This is a genomic window from Streptomyces sp. NPDC047043, from assembly GCF_040644055.1.
Lineage (GTDB): Bacteria > Actinomycetota > Actinomycetes > Streptomycetales > Streptomycetaceae > Streptomyces.
This window is the reverse complement of sequence record NZ_JBEYVO010000030.1, coordinates 153,237-173,846: the sequence shown is the minus strand read 5'-3', so window position 1 is coordinate 173,846 and position 20,610 is coordinate 153,237. Positions and strand designations below refer to the sequence as shown.

The 20,610-nt window shown below is 67.2% G+C and carries 20 protein-coding genes and 2 pseudogenes; 11 read left to right on the top strand and 11 right to left on the bottom strand.

Going from position 1 to position 20,610, the window contains the following annotated elements; all coding sequences use genetic code 11:
• Positions 1-161 precede the first annotated feature (161 nt).
• Positions 162-1,754 (bottom strand): oxidoreductase, encoded by a 1,593-nt coding sequence (locus ABZ880_RS39280; protein ID WP_361273506.1) that lies wholly within the window; start codon positions 1,752-1,754, stop codon positions 162-164.
• A 185-nt stretch (positions 1,755-1,939) separates the two neighbouring features.
• Positions 1,940-2,361 (bottom strand): annotated as a pseudogene (locus tag ABZ880_RS39275) (hypothetical protein); the annotation flags it as partial.
• Positions 2,362-3,050: 689 nt separating this feature from the next.
• Here ABZ880_RS39275 and ABZ880_RS39270 point away from each other — a divergent pair.
• From ABZ880_RS39270 to ABZ880_RS39260, 3 genes are all read left to right on the top strand, one after another.
• On the top strand, positions 3,051-3,692 hold the full coding sequence (locus tag ABZ880_RS39270) for a hypothetical protein (RefSeq protein ID WP_361273503.1): 642 nt from the start codon (positions 3,051-3,053) through the stop codon (positions 3,690-3,692).
• Between the two features lie 356 nt (positions 3,693-4,048).
• Positions 4,049-5,494 (top strand): hypothetical protein, encoded by a 1,446-nt coding sequence (locus ABZ880_RS39265; RefSeq protein ID WP_361273500.1) that lies wholly within the window; start codon positions 4,049-4,051, stop codon positions 5,492-5,494.
• The gene (locus tag ABZ880_RS39260) at positions 5,475-6,044 is read left to right on the top strand and encodes a hypothetical protein (protein ID WP_361273498.1); all 570 of its coding nucleotides are present in this window, start codon (positions 5,475-5,477) and stop codon (positions 6,042-6,044) included. The genes ABZ880_RS39265 and ABZ880_RS39260 overlap by 20 nt, the downstream gene beginning before the upstream one ends.
• Positions 6,045-6,184: 140 nt before the next feature.
• Here ABZ880_RS39260 and ABZ880_RS39255 read toward each other — a convergent pair whose 3' ends face one another.
• Positions 6,185-6,607 (bottom strand): hypothetical protein, encoded by a 423-nt coding sequence (locus tag ABZ880_RS39255; RefSeq protein WP_361273496.1) that lies wholly within the window; start codon positions 6,605-6,607, stop codon positions 6,185-6,187.
• A gap of 197 nt (positions 6,608-6,804) precedes the next feature.
• Here ABZ880_RS39255 and ABZ880_RS39250 point away from each other — a divergent pair, with 197 nt between their 5' ends.
• Positions 6,805-7,077, top strand: a complete 273-nt coding sequence (locus tag ABZ880_RS39250; protein WP_361273494.1) for a hypothetical protein — start codon at positions 6,805-6,807, stop codon at positions 7,075-7,077.
• 78 nt (positions 7,078-7,155) lie between these two features.
• Here ABZ880_RS39250 and ABZ880_RS39245 read toward each other — a convergent pair whose 3' ends face one another.
• The 5 genes and pseudogenes from ABZ880_RS39245 to ABZ880_RS39225 form a co-directional block, all read right to left on the bottom strand.
• A complete protein-coding gene (locus ABZ880_RS39245; RefSeq protein ID WP_361273491.1) occupies positions 7,156-8,400 on the bottom strand; it encodes an IS110 family transposase in 1,245 nt (414 codons plus the stop codon).
• Positions 8,401-8,898: 498 nt separating this feature from the next.
• A pseudogene (locus tag ABZ880_RS39240) lies at positions 8,899-9,177 on the bottom strand (MFS transporter); the annotation flags it as partial.
• Between the two features lie 80 nt (positions 9,178-9,257).
• Positions 9,258-10,085 (bottom strand): SAM-dependent methyltransferase, encoded by an 828-nt coding sequence (locus ABZ880_RS39235; protein WP_361273489.1) that lies wholly within the window; start codon positions 10,083-10,085, stop codon positions 9,258-9,260.
• Between the two features lie 753 nt (positions 10,086-10,838).
• Positions 10,839-12,182 (bottom strand): ISL3 family transposase, encoded by a 1,344-nt coding sequence (locus tag ABZ880_RS39230; protein WP_361273486.1) that lies wholly within the window; start codon positions 12,180-12,182, stop codon positions 10,839-10,841.
• A gap of 61 nt (positions 12,183-12,243) precedes the next feature.
• Positions 12,244-13,194, bottom strand: coding sequence for an NmrA/HSCARG family protein (locus ABZ880_RS39225; RefSeq protein ID WP_361273483.1), 951 nt, complete (start codon positions 13,192-13,194; stop codon positions 12,244-12,246).
• Between the two features lie 289 nt (positions 13,195-13,483).
• Between ABZ880_RS39225 and ABZ880_RS39220 the strand changes: the two genes are divergently transcribed.
• Positions 13,484-13,732 carry a helix-turn-helix domain-containing protein gene (locus tag ABZ880_RS39220; protein WP_361273544.1) on the top strand — a complete coding sequence of 83 codons (249 nt, stop codon included), beginning with the start codon at positions 13,484-13,486 and terminating at the stop codon, positions 13,730-13,732.
• 507 nt (positions 13,733-14,239) lie between these two features.
• On the opposite strand, the gene ABZ880_RS39215 is transcribed toward ABZ880_RS39220, so the two are convergent.
• Entirely contained in the window at positions 14,240-15,238 is a 999-nt protein-coding gene (locus ABZ880_RS39215) for a hypothetical protein (RefSeq protein WP_361273481.1), read from the bottom strand.
• Positions 15,235-15,759 (bottom strand): sigma factor-like helix-turn-helix DNA-binding protein, encoded by a 525-nt coding sequence (locus tag ABZ880_RS39210; RefSeq protein ID WP_361273479.1) that lies wholly within the window; start codon positions 15,757-15,759, stop codon positions 15,235-15,237. Before ABZ880_RS39210 ends, ABZ880_RS39215 begins: the two co-directional genes overlap by 4 nt.
• Before the next feature lie 211 nt (positions 15,760-15,970).
• Here ABZ880_RS39210 and ABZ880_RS39205 point away from each other — a divergent pair, with 211 nt between their 5' ends.
• A complete protein-coding gene (locus ABZ880_RS39205; RefSeq protein ID WP_361273477.1) occupies positions 15,971-16,426 on the top strand; it encodes a hypothetical protein in 456 nt (151 codons plus the stop codon).
• Between the two features lie 433 nt (positions 16,427-16,859).
• Entirely contained in the window at positions 16,860-17,033 is a 174-nt protein-coding gene (locus ABZ880_RS39200) for a hypothetical protein (RefSeq protein ID WP_361273475.1), read from the top strand.
• Positions 17,034-17,368: 335 nt separating this feature from the next.
• On the opposite strand, the gene ABZ880_RS39195 is transcribed toward ABZ880_RS39200, so the two are convergent.
• Positions 17,369-17,833, bottom strand: coding sequence for a hypothetical protein (locus tag ABZ880_RS39195; RefSeq protein ID WP_361273473.1), 465 nt, complete (start codon positions 17,831-17,833; stop codon positions 17,369-17,371).
• A gap of 126 nt (positions 17,834-17,959) precedes the next feature.
• Between ABZ880_RS39195 and ABZ880_RS39190 the strand changes: the two genes are divergently transcribed.
• The 4 genes from ABZ880_RS39190 to ABZ880_RS39175 all read left to right on the top strand — a co-directional run bounded on the left by ABZ880_RS39190 (position 17,960) and on the right by ABZ880_RS39175 (position 20,581).
• Positions 17,960-18,832, top strand: a complete 873-nt coding sequence (locus ABZ880_RS39190) for a Mur ligase domain-containing protein (RefSeq protein WP_361273471.1) — start codon at positions 17,960-17,962, stop codon at positions 18,830-18,832.
• A gap of 121 nt (positions 18,833-18,953) precedes the next feature.
• Positions 18,954-19,847 carry a Ku protein gene (locus ABZ880_RS39185; protein WP_361273541.1) on the top strand — a complete coding sequence of 298 codons (894 nt, stop codon included), beginning with the start codon at positions 18,954-18,956 and terminating at the stop codon, positions 19,845-19,847.
• 63 nt (positions 19,848-19,910) lie between these two features.
• A complete protein-coding gene (locus tag ABZ880_RS39180) occupies positions 19,911-20,210 on the top strand; it encodes a hypothetical protein (protein ID WP_361273469.1) in 300 nt (99 codons plus the stop codon).
• Positions 20,207-20,581, top strand: a complete 375-nt coding sequence (locus tag ABZ880_RS39175; protein WP_361273467.1) for a fic family toxin-antitoxin system, toxin component — start codon at positions 20,207-20,209, stop codon at positions 20,579-20,581. Before ABZ880_RS39180 ends, ABZ880_RS39175 begins: the two co-directional genes overlap by 4 nt.
• Positions 20,582-20,610: the final 29 nt, after the last annotated feature.

Here is a 20,610-nt window from a genome sequence, read left to right as displayed (position 1 = left end):
CCCCACGGCATGACCCGGGTGACATTTCGCCGAAGTCGCCCGTCGGTGGGTCGGGGCCGCCCGGTGGTGCGGCGCGACGGCCGCGGGCTGCTCGGCTCGGTACGCCGACGCGCAGCTTGTGCGCGAGCCGGGCTCTGCGGCTGTTCCTTTGCGCAACGAGTTCAGTCTGGCCGGAATACTACTTTGGCGGCGCCGGCGGTCACGATGGTTGTGAGGATCCACCCGGTGATGATCAGCACCCAGCTTATGAACAGCGAAGCTCCTGTCGGGTGCCAGGCCGAGGCTTGTCCCAGATCAACAACCGGTAGCAGGAGGTCGAGGGCGTAGGCCGGTGGACTCCAGGCCAGCCCCTCTCCTGGTTTCTGAGGCGGCGGGGGGAAGTTGGCAAACCACACTGTTGCGTAGGCCCACAGGACCTGGATGATAATCCAGGCGCGTCCAGGCAGGTATCCGTAGCCGAATGTCAGGTCCTGGGTGTATTCCCAGATCTTGAGTGGTGCGGGAAATTGCTGTCGGCGGCGGCGTCGTTTGCCCAGCAGCACCATGTCGGCTGCGTGATCGTCGCCGCTGGCGCGGAGTGTGGCGGCAAGCGCGTCGTACGGTTCGGGGGAGTACTCCGGCGTCGCCGACTCCACCCAGGCGAGGCGCTCAGTGAGCGGGAAATGGCGAAGAGGGGACAGGTATCCGTACCGGAAGCCGCTCATGGCAAGCATGGCCAGGTCCCTTGGCCAGCTGGTGGGGCTGTCTCGCAAGATCCCTACCGTTGCGTGACTCACGTCCACTACCGGCCGGAGATGGTTCCATGCGTCGAACCTTAGATCCGGATTGAAGACGAGCTCCGGGGTCTGAATGCGGCGCAGTGACAGGTTCTGGTGTTGACCCAGGGCCACGACAGCGCGGTTGATTACCAGGGAGGTGCCGAAGGTTCCGCCGTCGAGGCAGATGCGGCCCTCCACCCTGGGGCGGAGGTCAGCCTCGGGTTCTCCGGGCGGAAGAGACTCCGGGCCGCTTCCCCAACTCAAGATCATCTCGTGTGCGACGGTGATGCGGGGTGCGTGCAGGGCCGTGCCGTCGGGATTGCGCAGGGCGCTGCCGCGCAGCGAGAAGTCTCCGCCGATGTTCGCCCCTCGCAGCGACATCGCTCCGGTGAGCCGGAGGCTGTCGGCGATGACGTCCTGGGCCACGGTCAGCCCGTCGGCGTCGACGGCGGCTGGCCCGGGTGCGCCAACGCGCACGGTCGACTTGGACAAGCTGAAGTCCATGCCGATCTGGGCCTGCTGAATTGTGATGCCGTCCGTCACCAGACACTGCTCCAGCAGCAGGCTTCCACGTGAGGTAAACCCTTCTGCCTCGACTCGAGGTATCCAGCAATGACGCAGGTGCACGCTGTTTGCCTGGGCCCCTGTCAACCGAAGTGGCATCTCCAGCTTGCAGTCCACGAGTTCTAGGAGCGTTCCCGTCTCGGCGCCGGACAGGTCGAGGAAGCCGGTGACACAGGCACCCTTGAGCCGAACCGCAGCAGCATGGCCGGTGTGTGGTGCCGGCCCGCGCAGAAGCAGGCGCACGATGACGAAGCCGCGGATCCGGCGTTCCGGTGCCCAGTCGGTGTCGTCGGCCAGCGGATCGTCGTCGGCGGCGCGGCCGGTGCTCAAGTCGAGCTGTCTGCCGTATCGGTAGGCGTCCCAGAGATTCCGTTCGGCCGTCGAGAAATCAAGGTCCGCTGGCGGCCCATCATCCGGATCTCGATCTGGCACCGTTCCCCCCGTCCCTTGTGCTGGAACAAGGATCGACGGCCAGCGCCCTCTTGCCCAGAGGGCCGATGGGTACAGGGTGCTGGCCGACCCCCGACCGCGCGTGGTCAACGTGCGGATTCGGCATCCGGTGCGTGGGCCGCCCGCGGCGTGCTGGTGCCGGGCCGACCGCGGATCGGGCGTGGGGATCAGAAGTTGGAGATGACGTTCGTCATCCTCTCCTGCCAGCCCAGGTGGAGGATGGTCAGAGCGGTAGTCCAGTCGGGGACGATCGCGTTCTGCGCGACCGCGAGCGTGACCTGGTCCTTACAGACCGCGGTGTGCAGCTTGGTCTCCACCGGGTCCTTCTTATTGTTGGCGCCGGAGCCCGAGCGGTGGCCGGGCTCGGCGGGCTCCACCCACAGGTTGCGGTAGTCGTTCGGGTCGCCGCCCAACTGGAGGCTGATAGCAGGTGGTCGAACTCGGCATCGCCCATGTGGCCCGTGTAGCCATAGGAGGCTGCGTTCAGCTTCTTCTCCTTGCCAATCACGGATGCGGGCGGGCGGATGCCGGAGGTGTAGCCGCCCTTGCGGCAGATCGTCGACTTCAGGTTCGCCTGCGTGACCGCCGGGCGCGGAGTTGTCCACGCTGTCACGCGGAGCCGGGCAAAGACTGCGTGCTCGTCGAGGGGACCGACATGGGGAACAGGCGCAACTATCCCCATGACGAGCGGGTGCAGCTGGTCCTGGACGAGCGCAAGACTGCCACGCAGAAGCAGACACCGCGGGCGTGGCGGGTGGATGAGGTGACCTGCCCGGACTGCGGCAAGGGCTACCGCACAGCCCTGCGAGAGCCCGGCCGGCCCGCACCGCTCCCGCGTCGAACTCGCCAGGGAATACAGCCGCCTGCGCAAGCTCCCACCAAAGAGGTGAGCCGGTACAGCCACCCTCGGGATCGTCGCCCCCATCGGCACCGTCCTCGTTCATCCGGCCGAGGCGCTCGCCGTCCGCGCGGTCGCCGACGGGCCGTATCGGTGCGGCCGGTGAGCGGTTCCGCGATGCGCGGTGTGCAGCCACCCGCGCCCTGGTGTGGTGTGCGGCGTTGGCGGTAGGCGGTGCGGATTTTGCGGGCCGCGGCGAGGGCTGCGGCGGTGAGCAGGGCGGAGGCGACGTTGCCGGTGAGGTCGTGGAGGAGGAAGTCCTCCAGGCGGTTCCAGTGCATCAGTTGGTGGCGTCCCATCGTGCTCGCGGCGCCTCCTCGGCCTGATACGCGAGAGGGCGCAGCAGAGCCAGCGACCAGGGCATCGACTGGGGCCTGTCCGTGCCCGACGCACTCGACCACCTGCTGGCTGGGCACGCGACCTCGGACGCCGAGTACGCGGCGGGCGCCTACTTCCAGGCCCTGCAGCACATCATCGACAGCAACTCATCCGATCCCATGGACCTGGGCGTGTTCTCCAAGCCCGCCACCTTCTTCGGCCTGGTGGACGACGAGCTGCGCCGCCTGGGGGTGAACGCGGACCTGCTGCTGTCGGACCGCCTGTTCTCGGGGCCGCCGCCGGAGATCCCGTTCCACATCCCCTATCCCGTGGATGGGCCGCACATCGGCATGTTCCCGCTGGCCAAGGCCAAGCCGGCGGCCGACGCCTACCGTGAGGTGCTCGAGCGGATGGACGAGAGCTTCCACTATGACGTCCAGGACCTCATCGACAAGCACGGAAGCGTGCCGCACCTGGGCTGCGCATCCCGTCCTACGGTCCGGCGCCGAGGAGACCAGAGGGCGAGGCGGGCTTTGTTCGAGCGCAGCCGCTCGTTTATGCCCGGCGCCGTCTCCATGGCGAACCGGGTCACCGTCGAGGTCTTCTTGCCGCCGACCGGCGTCACGGCCCGGTGGATGGCGGCTCGGTCGAGCGTCGGCGGTACGGGGGGTGTCCGGTTCGACATCGCCGACAAGCCGTCATGAAATGCCGAGACTAATGAAGCCGGGCGCGACTTGAGCATTATTTGAGCTCTGCGGCAAAGCGAGTTGAGTTCGATGGCAAAGCGATCCAAAAGATCGTTGACCTTTCAAGTTTCGACGCGCTAGCTTCCAGTCACGCCGCAAACGACCAGACCGGCGCGGCGCAAGGCGGGGGCAGCGAAAATCAACGGCGATCAACCATGCCCGCCGAATTCCACAGCCGAACTTCATGCGGCTTCACTTGACCCATCGGGCGACCCGGAAGAGCGGGGAGCGCCGGTGAAATCGGGGAATTGGGGATTTCCTTCATGCCTAAAATTTCTGGCAGACGTCTGTCTCTGGGCACTGCGTTGAGCGTCGTGGCCGCATCGGCCGTGATCGGCCTGGGGCTGCCGTCACCGGCCAGTGCCGCCTGCACGCAAGGTACGGACTCCTCGGGCTGCGGCAGCACCAGCAGCCCGACTCCCACGCCCACGGCCACCGACGTCAAGCCCACGGACTCCGGGGCGCTGCTCTCCAGCGGGCCGACGATCACCGCGGCGCCCAGCCCCGGCACCCTGACTCCCGTGTCCGGCGCCGCCACGGTCAAGGGTGTGTTCACGCTGGGCGACGGCTCACCCCTGGCCGGCGCGACCGTGACCCTGACGCCGGTGGATGAGGTGCCGGCGGACGGCAGCGACATCACGCCGACGGTCGTGGGCACGGCGAAGACGGCAGCGGATGGCAGCTGGTCGTTCACGCTGCCCTCGACTCTGCCGAGCAAGGTGCAGAGCTACGCGGACGCCAATGGAGGCGTGCTGTCGCTGGAGGCGTCTTTCGACGGACTGGCTCCGGACGGCACGCTGCTGACCGGCAGCGACTACGTGGACGCCGGAGTAGCCGCCGGCTCCGCGACGACGGAGGGATCGGTTGCGGCCCGCGCCGAGACACCGAACACCGTGGCGATCCACCCCGACGTGGACGAGACTCAGGTGACACCCGCGGACTCGACCCTGGTCGACACCGCGGACAGCACCGCCGACGCTGCCGCCGACACCTCTTCCGACAGCTCGGCGAACACCTGGCAGTCCGCGGACGGCGCATCCACCACCGGTTTCAGCCCCGACACGGTCAACGGCGTCGACTACAGCGCCGTGAAGCCCGACCTCGGCGGCGGCTGCCTCGTCAAAAAGCACGTCATCAAGCAGCACGACTACTACACGACCATCGGTGAGGCGCACGCCTATTACGACACCACCGCCGCCTTCGAGTACAACAACACGCTGTCCAGCACCTGGGGTATAGCGACCAGCGTCGACGGGGAGCACTGGTCGATCACCGGAAAGATGTCCCGCAAGAACAGCACCGGCCATGCAGTCGGATTCGCGAACCAAGGGCCTCACTGGGCGAAGCGTTTCCAGGTTCCTATCGAATACCAGGACGTCGACAAGCGGACCACCTGCATCGGCGTGAAGACCAAGCACGCGTACTCCATCATTCCGGTGAAGGACGACATTCCCTCCGGCGGCGACGTGGCACGGTATGGCGCCGACGTCCGCTCCAAGGACGGAGTGGCCTCCTACCGGAATTCCAAGCCGGCCTATCGCGCGGTCCTCGGCAAGAAGCAGTACGCGACCATCACCTCCGGAACCTCGATCACCTACGGCGTCGCCGCCAAAGTGTTCGGGGTGACGGTCAGCCTCGACACGGAGTACGGCGCCTCGCATTACCAGAAGATCACCGCGGGCTCGGGCGGCTCGGAACACGACATCTGGGGCGCCAAGGGCAAGATCTCGGGGAACCCCGGTGTCATCTACTCGTACTAGCGGCCGCGGCCGCGCCCGGGCGCTCGCCGTCGCGGCCCTGCTGGCCCTTGCGACCGGTTGCGCGGGCACGGCCGGCGGCGGCGCCCCGGCGGGGACGGCGCTGCAAGCGGAGGGGCCGGGAACAACCGGCGCCCTCGGCTTCTCGGACGTGAAGGTCGGTGACGTCTACCGCATGGCCTTCCCCCTCACCCGGAACACGTCCAAGCAGCCGGTCTCCGTCACCGGGGTCAAGCTCCTCACCATCCCGGCGGGTGCCAAGGTCCTCGGCTACGGCGTCTATTCCGTCAAGGACACGCCCGGCTACCGGCTGGGCTACCAGGAGACCGCCCATCCCACCGCCGGCGATGTCGACCTCGACAAGTACCCGAACTACGCCGGGCACCCGTACACCATCAAGCCGGGAGCGCTCAGCGACAAGTACGCGGTGGTACGGCTCAGAGTCACCGGAAAGGTGACCAAGCCCATCACCGGCTGCGAGGCGGACTACACCCAGGCCGGGCAGACCTACCACCAGACCCTGACCTGCAAGTTCGGGCTCGACATGGGCTGAACGCGCGGAACGGCACGACCACTTCCCGCCTCACGCACCCCCCTGACCCTGACCCATCCTTGACGCCCCGCCCCGACTGCCGGGGCGGGGCGTCATCTGTTGTCGCGTGACGTCGAGTCTTCTTCAGTGGCGACCAGACGTCAGGAAGCGTCTTCGGGACTCGCCGCCGCGGCGTCGTCATCGCCTTCGGTCGCGGCCGCGATCCGGCCGCGGGCGTAGTCGGCCAGGAACCGTAGCGTGGCTGCATCCTCAGGGAACTCGCCGTGGCAGAAACGGAATTCCAGCCCGTCGTCCTTCAGCCCACGCAGGGTGGTGAGCACCTCGATCTGACTCAGCACGCTCGTGCAGGCCTCGTCGGAGAGGACGGTCTCCACCGCGATGCCCGCGAGGTGGTCGGCTGTCTCCTGTAGCTCCTGAGGGCCGAGAGACAGATGCCGGCCAGTGCGCAGCTCGGCGAACCACGGAGGTTCGGGAGCGGCACCGAGTTCCTCAAGACTGACGCCGGCAGCGGCAAGGGCTCCGCGCACGCGGTCGACGCGGGCGAGCAGGCCAGCGTCGGCCACTGCCGGAGGGACCGCGGCCGGCCGGGGAACGGGGGGCGGCCGCCGCGCGGGGGCGACGCCGGAGCTTGTCGAACACTCCTCCGAGCATGCCGGTGGATTCTCACATCGGCCACAGGGCAGGGCTCTGACCAGGTGTGATGGTTCCCGCTGTCAGGCCATCGTCACCTGGGTTGACCGGCATCTGCCAGGATGGGGGCATGGCGGGAGAGGCGAAGACACACGACGAACGGCTCCGGGATCTGGAGGCGTCGGCGTTCCGTACGGGGCGCACCCTGGCCGAGCATGGTGAGCAGCTCGGGGAGATCCGCGAGCAGCAGACCACCGTGTTCGGGAACATCGACTCACTCGCCAACGCCATCGGCGCTCCGGGAGAGCGCACGATCACGGACCGGTTGGATGGCATCGAGCGTGTTCTGTTCGCTCTGGCCCGTGCCCAGGGCCTCGACCCTGACGCTCTGACGCGTAAATAGGTGCAGGTCAGGGGTTGTTTGGGCAGGGCTGGGTGCCCGGTGGTCGTCGAGGCCGCCGGGCACTTGGTCTGTGAACGGTCAGGCTGCGCCTTTGATCGGGTTGAGGGTGACGGTGTAGCCGAGCTGGTTGAGTGCGGTGATCGCGCGACGGGTGGCGCGTTCGGGGTCGCGCTGGACGAAGTAGGTGCCGCCGAGTTCGTGGTAGGGGACGTTGTCGGTGAGCATGTGCCAGATCGCGGTGATGATCGAGTGCTCCACGGCGACCAGGGCTTTCATTGGTCCGCGGCGGGCGGTCAGCCGCTTGTAGCGGGCTTGTAGGTAGGTGTCCTTGTTTCTCGCCGCGCCGAGGGCGGCGAGTCCGAGGGCGCCTTTGAGGTAGGGGTTGCCGGGGCGGACCTTGGTGTTTTTGGTGCGGCCGGCGGACTCGTGGTGGCCGGGGCAGACCCCGGCCCAGGACGCCAGGTGCCCGGCCGAGGCGAACCGGGTCATGTCCCCGCCGGTCTCCGCGATGATCACTTCGGCGACGGCCCGGTTGATCCCGGGGACGGTGTCGAGCAGGTCGAGGGCGGGACGAAAGGGGGCCATCGCCTCCTCGATCCGCTGGTCCAGCTGTCCGATGGCATCGGTGAGCTGGTCGTAGTGGTCCAGGTGCAGCCGGGTGAGGAAGGCGTGGTGGGCGCGGAAGCGTCCGGTCAGGGCCTCGGTGAGTTCGGGGATCTTGTTGCGGAGTTTGCGTTTGGCCATGTCCGCGAGCGTCTGCGGGTCGCGTTCACCCGCGATGAGGGCCTCCAGCATGGCCCGGCCCGAGACGCCCATGATGTCGGAGGCGACCGCGGCGAGTTTGATCCCGGTGTCCTCCAGCAGTTTTTCCAGCCGCTGCACGATCTGCCCCCGTTCGCGGGTCATCTGGGTGCGGGCCCGGGTCAGGTCCCGCAGCGCGCGCACGGGTGCGGGTGGCACGAACGAGGGACGGAGAAGGCCGTGCGCGCCCAGTTGGGCCAGCCAGGCGGCGTCGGAGACGTCCGTCTTGCGGCCGGGCAGGTTCTTGACCTGCCGGGCGTTGACCAGGATCACGTTCAGGTCTTCGGCCAGCAGGTAGTAGAAGGGCTTCCAGTAGTCCGAGGTCGCCTCGATCACCACCAGCGTCACCTCGGCGGCCAGCAGGTGATCCCGCAGCGCGAGGACCTGGTTCGTCGTCGAACCCCAGGTCGTGGTCCGGGTGGTGAACGTTCCCCGTCGCCGTGTGCTCGGGGTGCGGACGCACGCCTTGGCGTCCTTCTTGCTGATGTCGAGGCCGGCGCAGCGTTCATGCAGCACGTCCACGGCCTTGCTCCCTCCCTCACCGACGGCCGGACAGCTCGCCGTTCCGGGAGGGCCAGGGTGGAACAGGAATTCTGACGCGCGTGCTCACAGCAACACTCCACGGTTCCCGTGGACGGCCCTCGGCACCATGCTGACCTGCGAGCTCACCGGCATCACAGAGCTATCGGTTTCGGCCGGAACGAACCTCATCAGCGTCCCGTACCGACATCAGCCCCCGTCAGGGCAGACAGGAAGCACCTCGGCGCGCGCCACGGCATTTACCACGCCCCCGGCGCGCACCGAAGGTGCGCTGAGTCGCTGACCTGAGAAGACGGTGTCGCCTTCGGCAGACGACCGGCGTGACGGTCTCGGACGACATGCCCGCCCGGGCCCGGACGTTCTGCAGTACCTGCGGGGGCGCCACGCGGCTTGATCGGCTCGTGCTGTCCGTGGGGTCGGCGAGGGTGGTGCGGACGAACGGTCGTCGACGTCCTCGGAGGGGCACTCATGACAGACATCTGGCACGGCCCGTACGACATGGGCCAGCGGCACGGACGCGACCGCCACCGTGATGCCGTTCCCCGTCACCAGTAGACCGACCGCCGACACCGACACCCTGAGGTCGCCGGCGATCAGCTCCAGGAGCCCGACGGGCAGGTTCTCCGCGGTGTTGAAGGTGAAGGCGGCCAGCATCAGCGCCCCGAGCACCGCCGCCCTGCGCCACACGGCCGGTTGTGCCGCGGCCGTACCTTCTCGGCTCGGCCCGGTCCGTCGCACCTGCTCAGCGGCACCGCCCATGCGATCAGCTCACAGGGCACGCCGCAACGGAATTCCGCTTCGGCGACCACAGGGTGCGGTGGCCGCCGACCGGCCGGTCCTTACGGCTTCCTGGCCACTCCGCAGAAGTGGGTCACGTCCACGATCTCTCCATCGGCCGATGGGTCGGGGCGCCAGCGCGAGCAGGAGACGACACCGGGTTCGAGCAGTTCCACGCCGTCGAACAGGCCCAGCAGTTCCTGGCGGGTGCGCAGGGTCATCGGGGCGGAGCCCTGGCTGTTCCAGTACCGCACCGCCTCCGTCATCGCCTCGCCGTCGACCTCGGTGGTGGGGTGCGAGATCACCAGGTAGCTGCCGGAGGGTACGGCGTCCAGCAGGCGGCGGACGATGGTCCGCGCCTCGTCGGTGTCCATGATGAAGTTGACGACGCCGAGCAGGGTGAGGGCGACCGGCCGGTCGAAGTCCAGGGTGCGGGCGGCGCCCTCCAGGATGGCGGCCGGGTCGTGCACATCGGCGTCGATGTAGTCCGTGACGCCCTCGGGGGTGCTGGTCAGCAGGGCGTGGGCGTGCCTGAGGACGATGGGGTCGTTGTCCACGTACACGATCCGGGAGCTCGGATCGACGCGCTGGGCCACCTCGTGGGTGTTGTCGACGGTCGGCAGACCGGTGCCGATGTCCAGGAACTGCCGTATGCCCGCCTCACTCGCGAGGAAGCGCACGGCCCGCGCGAGGAACTGACGGTCCGCCACGGCGGAGCGCGGCAGGGCCGGCACGAACTGCAGGATCTGGTCGCCGACTTCCTGGTCGACGGCGTAGTTGTCCTTGCCGCCCAGCCAGTAGTTCCAGATCCGGGCCGAGTGCGACACGTCGGTGCGGAGCCGGGCCACGCGCCCGGGGCCGTCGTCGCCGGGCAAGGAATCGTCTGACATGCCTCAGGTCTCCTCGTGTCATCACTTGATCGGTTCGGTGACCAAAGTAGACGGCTTCCGGCCGGTCGACACGTTGTTTCGACGATTGTGAGCGGGGACCATGCCGGTCCCGAAGTCGGGGCGCGGCAAATGGAGTTCACGGTTTCCGGGGCCCATGGCCGGCGTTTGGTCCGGCCCTGAGATGTCCCATCCCTCTCATGGCTTCAGAATGGCGTTATGGCCTGCTTGTTCCGGATCGGAGGCTCCCATGAAGGACTTCAAGTTCGAGCAGAAAGACATCGCTGTCACGCATTGAGCGGCTGACCGACTCACCGCGATCGCGGCCGCGCTGAAGGAGGGCGCTTCGACGGCAGCCGGTCGATGCCCCCGTATCCGCTGTACAGCTGGGTCGCGCGCCGGTACTGGATCGCGTGGAGCTGTCCACGCTGTCACGCGGAGCAGGGCAGAGACTGCGTGCTCGTCGAAGGAACGGACACGGGAGGCGGCGGCATCCCCACGATGAGCGGCTGCAGCCGATCCTGGACGAGCGGAAGGCCAAGCAGAAGCAGACCCCTCGGGCGTGGCGGGTGTACGAGGTCACCTGCCCGGACTGCGGGAAGGGGTACAACACGCCGTGCGAGAGTCCGGCCGATCCGCACCGCTCACGAGTCGAACTGGCCAAGGAATACAGCCGTCTTGGCACGCCCCCGCCGAAGAGGTGAGCGTGGATGCTCCTCGCGACGATCATCGAACGGCACCGTTAACGGGCTCTTCCTACTTCAGGTGGGGGCTGGTGAGTCCGCCTCCGATGAGCAGCATGCGTAGTCGGTAGTGATCGCGGTTGCGGAAGCCTCGTGCGATGCGGCGTTGGAGTTCGATGAGTCCGTTGATGGCCTCTGTGCCGCCGTTGTTGGCGCGGCTGGTGTCGAAGTAGGCGAGGAAGGCTTCGCGCCATTGCTGCAGCGTCTTGCCGAGTCGCTTGATCTCCTTGATCGGGCACGTCGGGAAGGTGGCGAGGACCTTCTCGGCGATCTTGCGTCCCTCGGCGGGACTGTCGGCCTGGTAGGCGGTTCGCAGTTGCTGGGCGCAGAGCCAGGCGACGAGAACCTCGTCGTGGCGTTCGTCAGCGGCGATCGCGAGGTCGAGTCGCGCTCGTTGTCGGTCGGTGAGTTTCTCGACCCCGCAGCGCAAGATGGTGCGGATGCCGTAGAGCAGGTCGCCCTTCCTGCCCCGGTGGCCATGGATCTGTTGCTGGACGCGACGACGGACCTCGTCGACGGCCGCGGAACCGAGCTTGACGACGTGGAAGGCATCCAGGACCGCAGTCGCATCCTCGAGCTTGTCATCGATGGCGTTCTTGTAGCCGCGGAACGGGTCCAAGGTCGCTTCCTTGATCCCGTCACGGAAGCCCGGTCCGCGTTCTTCGAGCCAGTCGGCGTAGGCCTGCCCGGACCGGCCCGGGACGAGGTCGAGCAGCCGGGCTCGTGTCCTTCCCTTCGCGTCGGTGGTCAGGTCGACCATCCCGGTCAGCATCTTCGGCCCGCGACCCCCTTGGTCGATGGGTCGTTCGCTGACGTGGTGCCAGACGTGCTCATCGACCCCGAGCCGGGTGACCCCGTCGAACCGCGTGTCGTCATCGGCCATCGCCTTGAGCAGGGGACGGATCGAGGTCCACACCGTGTTCCATGTCGTGCCGAGTTGGCGGGCGATCCCGCGCACGGAGGCGTGCTCACGCCGCAATTGTCGGATCGCCCACCGGCACGCCCGCACGGTGAGCAGCGCCCGCGGCTCGGCCACCGTATGGTTCTGCTCGGTGAACGTGCCGACCGGGCAGGCCGGTTCGACACAGCGCCCGGTCCGCTTGCGCCACACGATCTTCATGGGTCGGTCGAAGCAAGGTGCGTCGATTAGGACCACCTCGCGTCGACCGTGGGAGTGAGCGATCGCGCCGCAGGTCCGGCAGCCCATCACCATCCGCGCCGACTCGACCCGAACAGTCAATCGGTCGCCATCACCCCGGTCGACGTCAATCACGTGGAGATCGTCGAGGCCGACGAGCAGGTCGCAGTTCACGCAGTAGGTGTTGGCGTGATGGCAGCGCGCAGCGGCACGCGCCACGGGCTCAGACAACGTCGAGGCCTTCCCGAATGGCGCGTGTCTGATCTCGTCGGCGATGGGTCTAGTGACCAAAGGTGACCGGCTGGCCATGCCAGTCGGTCTTGCGGAGGAACTGTTCCCAGCTCAGCGTGTTGGGATCGATGCGCCGGCTCCACGTCGTGTCGCGGTCGTCTCGGAAGTATCCGAGGTCGACCGCGTACTGGACCATGCCGAGGGTCTCGTCGACCAGCAGAGGGTTCTCTCCCAGCGCGGGGAAGTAGGTCAGCAGGTCTTCGCGAGAGTAGGCGCTGCGGTATTCGGCTTTGAGTCCGGTGACGCGGGAGAACTCCTCGACCATCTCGGCTGGGGAGATGACGTCCCCCACGACCGGCAGACAGGCGCCGCGGTAGGTGTCGGGGTTGGAGAACACCTCGAGGGCGGCCGGCCCGGTCGCGGTGAGTGGGTCCACGAACGGGGCACGGAAGTCTTCGGGGAGGTAGAAAGGCATGAGCACCGTGTCACCATCGATGCGCGGGGGGTAGTACTCCAGCGCGTTGGTGTAGAAGAACGAGAGCATGATGAAGGTGTGCGCGATCGGCAGAGTCCGGATGTACTCCGCGATGAGCGCCTTGTCGGTGAAGTGCGGGGCGTACTTGGTGCCCGAGGACCGCTCGTCGACGTTCTCGAGAGCACTGAAGACGACGTGTATCACTCCGGCCTCGACCGCTGCATCGGCAAGTTGGCGCCCGAGAGGGAACTCCTCGGAGGGCGGCGCGATGGGCGGGGTCATCAGGAAGGCCCCCTCGGCCGATCCGAACGCGTCGACGAGCTCGCGCTGGTGACCCAGCGCGAGAGGAACCTGGGCGATCTCCGCTCCCAGTCCTGCCAGGCTCCGGGCCTGGGCAGAGCCGGCGTCTCGGGTCAGGGCTCGCACTCGGAACCTGCCGCTCTCAAGCAAGGAGGTGGCGACGCTCCTTCCCTGCTTGCTAGTGGCACCCGCGACGACGATCAACGGCTTGCTGCTCTCAGACATCGTGTACTTCCTCTTGTGTATCCCCGGTGTTCGCGGCGGACGGCAGTTGCGCGGCAGATACCGGAGGGGCGTGAACGCAAACGACCATATCGCGATATCGCGATGTGTCAATGTGTGGCTGGGGGCGAACTCGGTTCGTCACATCGAGATACGATGGTGTGTGAGAGGTGAGGAGGCGACCGTGGCGACGTCACAGGCAACGAACTCAGGAGGCGACGCGGAGAACGAGCCCCCTCTGGCTGCGGTCGAGGCCTTGAAGGCGCTGGCGAACCCTGCACGGCTGCAAATCATGGACTGGCTGCGGGACCCTCACGGCGAGTTCGCTCAGTGGGAGCCGATAGCCGACCGGGACGAGGTCGGAGTCTGCGTCAGCCATCTGCAGGCCAAGTCGGGGCTGGCGCAATCGACAGTCTCCTCGTACATGGCAACCCTCGAGCGGGCAGGCCTGGTACAGGCCACACGGGTCGGCAAGTGGGTCCACTACAAACGCAACGAGGGCACGCTGTCGCGACTCGCGGAGATGCTCCGCGGCACATAGCGACGATCACGAAGGGGCGCCACGAGGCGACCAACGGCGCACGGCACACCAGACTCCTCGCGACATCGCGGGCGTGACTGAGGCAGGAACCAATCCCTGCCTCCGCGATCCTCGAAGCCTTGCTTTCCACGCCGTTCAACGCTAGCCGCGATCATTACCCCAGGCATCGACCAGGGCGGCGTGTTCCACCAGATCGATCAAGCACTTGGCGACCGTTGCCCCCACCTGAAGTAGGAAGAGCCCGTTAACGTCCTCGTCCAACCGGGTTGAGGCGCTCGCCGTCGCCGTCTGGCGCCGACGGTGCGGCCGATGAGTGGTCCCGCGAAGCTCCGGGTGCAGCCACCCAGAGCCGTGGCCACCGGCGGGCCGCGGCCCGCGGCGGAGTCGTGGGGCGCTCCGCAGGGGTGCGTTGCGCCCTCCGGGCACGCCGAAGGCCGCGCCCGCCCCGGCGCGGTCAATGTCTCCAAACTTTGCGAGAGAACTCGATCTATCGAGTTTGCGAGGTATTTATAGAGCCGCCAAAGCCTTCATGAGCCGCTTTAGCAATGCTGACGGCTCCCCGTTTTCTTTTTGCTGCGGAGATTCGTGAGGTGGATCTCCTGGCAGCTCCATGACCGCCACCCGGGGCCGTCCCACCACCTCATGACGGCACTGCTGGGCAACAGCGGGCAGAGACGCGGGCGCGGGAGGCGCCGTCACGACCAGGGCCCGCGTACCGTCCTCGTCCTCGGCTGCACCGAAGCACGTGGCGTCGGCGATCAGTGACTCCAGCGCCGCGTTCGGATCGCGCGCCGCTCCCACGTTGTCCACCACGACCGTGATGCTGGTGCGCAGCGAGAAGCAGCTCTGCACGGCGTCACGGAGCTGTTCGTTGTGCGAACTGACCATGTAGTGCAGGGATTCGAACTCCGCCCTCCTGGGGGCGGCGTAATCCGTGTGCGGATCGTTCAGCACCTTTTCGCAGGCGTAGAGCGTGATGGGACGTGCCATCGCGGCGCGCCCCCAATTTGCTACCGCCGTTCCGCCCTCGCCACTCCAGACAAGCAGCACTGTGGAAAATGCCTTCACCCATTCGTCTCTGAGGTATGGAACCGGAATCAGGCTTTGCTCTGTCATGCCATCCACTACGACCTCGGCGGAGGTCATAAATGGTGCCCTCGCGGGTCGCGCAGCTGCCTGCAGCAGGCTTCCTTCCTCGCCCGGCCGTGAGCCGGTCTCGGTAGCGCCGTTCTCGCCTTCTGGAGAGGCCAGGAACCTGCTGCTGTCCGCGAGGTCTTCGATCTCCTCCGGGAGCGGGCTGACAATCATACTGTCCAGCAAGGCGATCCGCTGCTCAAGTCCCTCTTCGGATACTGGAGTGAAGCGCTCATCGACCGCACCGCCGGTGACGTCCTCGCCTTCCGCGGGCGTCTGCATGAGGCGCCAGTAGGCCAGCAGGCCCGCGTAGGTCTTGCCGCTGCCCACGAAGGATGGCATCTCGTACCGCTGCTCTTCCCAGTAGTTCATCGCCGAACCTCCGTCTCCTGCGTGACCAGCTTCTGCAGCCGCTTTTTTGCCCGGTGCAGGCGAACTCTGGCCGCTTGCTCCGTCGTTCCCAATTCCTTGGCCTGTTGTGCGGCGGTCGCACCGAAATAATCCATTGCGATCACGCGCTGGTCGTCAGTCGACAGCTGGCCAATCAACTCGTTAAGGCGAAGAAGGCCCACGCAGTGCTCTGGTTCCCCGTCTTTCGGAGCGGTCTGCACGACGATCTTCTCTGACATCTCGCACGGAACCTCCCGTAGTGCTTGCTGTTTCCTCCAGAAATCCACGTGCCTCTTGATCACGCGATCCCATAGGAACGCCTCCGGATCTCGTACTGAGGTCCACCACTGGGCTGTCTCCTGGAAGGCGGCCGCCACGACGTCCTCCGCGTCAGCCTGTGCCAGGCGGGACTCGCGCGCCATCAGACGGCGGACGGTCGGGTTGTACCGGGTGCGGAAGAAGGACCTGAACTCGTCCATGGTGCGGGGCGCTTCATTGCTCACAGCTCCCTGACTCCGTCATCTGTCACTCGTCCGGCTGCGCGCCGGACCTCGGGGACGCACAGGAGGAGGCCGCAGCGGATGGCCTGCTCATGGGGAGGACGAACGGCGGGGGCGGGTTGTTACAGCCGAACCAACGTGAGATGGCCGCGAGTTGTGCCATTCTCTGAATCCAGGGTTATTCCAGGGTTAGTTTTCCATGAAGGGTTGCACCGTGAAGATCGTCATTGAGCTCCCTGACCCGGCGCCGGCGAGCGTCTTTGCGGCGCTCGCCGACCTCATGGCTCGCATCGGGCCTGGCGCCACGGTGACGACCGACACCGAATGGACCGTCGACCGCGCTGTGAAGATGCTTCGGGACACCAACGCCCGCACGCTCCTCTTCGTGGAAGCCGCCATCGAGGGCGAAGGCTGGGTGGACGGGCCAGCCTTCCGCGAGCGGTGGGGCGAGACCGCGCTGCGCGGACCGTCGCAGTCCATCACCAAGGCCATCAAGCGGGGGGCGGAGCAAGGGCATTGGTCCCCCGACATCACCCCGCCGTTCCAACCCACCACCCCGGACAAGAACGGTTGGTCGAAGACCAGCGGCTATTACCTCAGCGACGGGCTGCTTTCCGTCTTCACCGAGGCCATGAGCATCCTGAAGACGGAGAAGAAGGGGAGCATCTGACCGGTTGCATCCGTACCGAATGTGCGGCGTACGAGTACGAGCGAGAGCCGCGTCTTCCCCAGCTCCGGAGAGGACGACCAGACATCGCCCTTCGGCCTGACCGCCCGCAGCGAGCGACCGAAGCCGGACCGGCGGGGCATAGGTTGGCTGACACCCGTTGTGCCCGCGTGGTGGACTACATGATCCATGACCGAGCTCAGCTGCGGCGCGGTCGTGCCACCACAGGTGCGGACATGGACAAACCCGCGAGGTCGGTCCAAGGGGAGTGCGGCCACTTCCCGGATCCCGCAGGACCAAGTGCACCTGCTTGTAACGACGCAGTGGTCCTCGTCGTCTGTCTGGGGCAACAGCATGCACATCGGCACCAGTTGCCGCTCGGCCAGACGATCCCGGGCGTAGGCCGCGTGTCCTGGAACCGTTGGAGAGCACTACTGTGTCCACGCTCGCGATTCTCGTTGGCCTGCTCCTCGTCCTGGTCGGCTTCATCATTTTTGCTGGTCTCGCCTTCCTTGTGCACCGTCACCCAGCATGGGCCGAACCTGTGGTCGTTGCGTTGGGCGGCGTGACTCTGATGGGCATGGTTATCGGGCTGGTCATCACCCGATGACGACGAACGGGAGCAGCACTACGACCGAGGACCTGGCCCGGAGCGTGTCCCACGTGCCCTGCCCCACCTGCAAGGCTCCGGCGGGACGGCCGTGCACGGTGCCGGGCAGCCACGAGTCTCGCTTTCAGCGGGCTCTGTCACAGCGACGGCAGTGATCGAAGAGGAGTAGTGCTCGCCGAGCACGCGGGCAGAGGCACTCGCGCCGCGGTGGCTACCCAGTCTGGGAGCCGTCGGCACTCGCGGCCGGGACGAGCTCCAAGGTTCCGGAGTGGATACGCTCACGTGCGGGGTGTCGGAGCCACTGGCATTGGCTCCGACACCCCTTCTGGCTTTGGTCAGTCGTCGATGTCTTCGCGTGGTGCGAGGAGCGCGAAGTAGGTGTCGCGCGCTTCCTGGCTCAGCTCACCGTCGAGGGAGAGCGCCTGGCGCAGAGTGCGCAGCGTCTCCGTGGGCGGGACATCCCACCGGTTGCGGGCCTGGCGCATGATCTCGCCGATGTACCAGTAGGCGGATGACGGGTGGTGGCGGATGTACCAGTCCAGCATCTTCGCCACGGGGATGGTCAGGCTGAGGTGGTACCAGGACGGGTCCTTTCGTGTCCCCTTCCTCGTGCTGTTGCCGTGTTCGTGGAGTTCGATGGACTCGGCGAAGTCGTTGAGGACGGTGCCTTCGATGGTGGGGCCGAGGATGTCGGTGGGCAGGATGCGGTCCAGACTGGCTGCGACGCTCCAGGCGAGTGCGTCGGAGATCTCGCGTACGGAGGTCTCGTTGCGCTGGCGCAGGACCCACCGTTTGCGCACGTCGGGCCGGCCCCACAGGCGCTAGAGACCGGAAGGCATGAAGCGGGACGGTGACGGTGTGCCGCCCAACCAGTGGGCGACGGTGGCCAGTTGAGGCGGTGCCACCGCCTTCGAGGAGGCTGTTTCATGGCAGAGACCGCAGTCCCCAAAGTCGTTCCGAGCGTGCCGACGGGTGAGCCGGTTGACCTGACGCGCCCGCACTTCGTCGGGATCGGCGGAACGGGCATGCTGCCCGTGGCGCGTGTGTGTGCAGAACGCGGATTCGCCGTCTCCGGCAGCGACGTCGGGGCCTCGGAGCAAGTGAAGAATCTGGCACGGCTGGGCGTGACCGTGCGCACGGGGCACGCTGCAGAGCACCTGCCGGCGGATGCGACCGCGCTGGTGTTCACGCACGCCATCGCACCAGACAACCCGGAGATCCTGGCGGCCCGGGAGCGGGGCGTTCCCGTGGTCCACCGTTCCGCGGCGCTGAGCGCCCTGATGGCCGGGCACAAGGCGGTCGGGGTGCTGGGCACGCACGGAAAGTCCAGCACAGCGGGCATGCTGGCCGTCACGTTGAGCCGCATGGGACAGAACCCGTCGTACATGGTGGGCGCCGACCTGGAAGAGCCCGGCAGCGGAGGCCGCGCGGGCGGCGAGAGCGGCCTGTTCGTCGCCGAGATCGACGAGTCGGACCGCACGCTCCTCGGCGTGGGCGTGGGCGTGGGCGTGGACGTGGCGGTCGTGACGAACATCGGGTACGACCACCCGGAGAACTACGCCAGGCCGGTGGACTACTTGGGCGTGTTCGAGGAGTTCGTGCGGGGCCTCGGGCCGGACGGCATCGTCGTGCTGAACGCCGACTCTCCCGGCTGCCGCGAGCTGGAGTCCCGACTGCGGGACGGGGACTCCAGCCCCGCCAGGCGCAAGAAGCCGACGATGTCCGGCAGCCCGTACGCCATCCCGACGAGCCGGTCGTCCACACGCATCCGCCAGCCGCCGTCCTCAGCAGGCGGGTAAACCACAATGGGCTGGGTGCTGGCCATGGCACCAGCGTGCGCGCAGGGGTGCCAGAGCGCATGCGGGGCAACCGTGCCGCTCGTAGGCTGGACGTGCTCGGGGCTCCTGCGGAGGTTTTGCCATACCCCGAACGATCTGGAGCGGTGCGATCAGCTTCGGCTTGGTGACCGTCCCTATCCATGTTGCGTCCGCCACCGAGAACCATGCGATCCAGTTCCACCTGGCGGACATGGGCCGGGTGCGGGTGCGGAAGGTGTGTGAGCTGGAGGAGAGGGAGGTCGCCCAGTCGGAGATCGGCAAGGGCTACGAGTACGCCAAGGACCAGGTGGTGGCGATCTCGGATGCGGAGCTGCGGGAGCTGCCGCTGCCGACCGCCAAGGCCATCGAGATCCAGGCCTTCGTGCCGCTGGAGTCGATCGATCCGATCCGTATCGCCGAAGGCTACTACCTGGTGCCGGACGGACAGGTGGCGGCGAAGCCGTACAAGCTGCTGCGGGAAGCCCTCGGCCGGTCGTCGAAGGTGGCGATCGCCAAGTACGCCTGGTCCGGCCGGGAACGCCTGGGCCTGCTGCGGGTACGCGAAAATGCGATCGTTCTGCACGCGATGCGCTGGCCCGACGAAATCCGTGATCCAGCCGCCGTCGACCCGCCCAATGAGAAGGTGTCCGAGGAGGAGATCGAGGGGGCCCTCGCCCTCATCGACGGCATGACCCAGGACGACCTCGAAGGGCCCGAGTTCACCGACGCCTACACCGAAGCCATGGCGAAGATCATCGAGGCGAAGCGGGAAGACAAGCCGCTGCCCCAGGCCCCGGAGCCCGAGCAGCCGGGCCAAGTCCTTGATCTCATGGCAGCCCTCACCGAGTCCGTCCATCAGGCCAAGGCCTCCCGCGGCGAGGACGCCGACGTCCATCAGATGCCGAAGAAGAAGACCGCGAAGAAGCAACCGGCCAAGAAGACCGCGGCGAAGAAGGCCACGAAGAAGACGGCGGGGCGCCGGCCACGCAGCGCCTAACTGCGCTCCCTGGCCCTCACAGACCCTCGGACGAAGGTCGGAAACGCTGGTACCGTCGCTCGTATGGACCAGAACGGATCTCAGGTGCCGCCCTTCGAGCCGGAAGAGTACGCGCGCGTCGAGGCGGCCGCGAACATCGTCGGCAAGACGCCCGAGGACTTCGTCCGCGACGCGGCGCTCACGGCCGCCGATGACCCGTTCCTCAAGGCCCTCAGCCGAACCCGTGACCGCGTCCCGCAGCTTGCGGAGGTCTTCGCCACTCAGGGCACCCCCACGGCCGACTCCGGAGCGGCGTCTTGGCCCGACCCGGCGCCGCTGGGCAGCCGTGACCTGCACGACGCCCGGCACGGTCACGCCGCGTGACCCGATTCCTCACCCCGCAAGAGCTCCTGCAGATCACGCAGACCCTCCCGGGCGACCCGGCCTGCCTCGACCTGGGCGTCCTGGACGCCGTCTGCGCCCGGGTTCAGGCCCACTACATGGGCCGCGATGTCTATGCCAGCGACTGGCTCAAGGCCGCGGCCATGCTGGAGACCATCGCCCTGCACGAACCGCTCGAGGCGAGGAACGAATTTTTCGCCTGGCTGGTCGCCGAGACATTCCTGAACACCAACGGCGTCACCCTGCACTACGAGCCGGAGGAAGCCCTCGCGCTCGTCATGCGCGCCAAACACAAGGGCGCCCCCGTGCAGGAGGTCGCCGCGCAATTGCGTGCCTGGTCCACCGCCGGCTGAAGTCCAGTAGGCGATGGATGCGGCCCGGG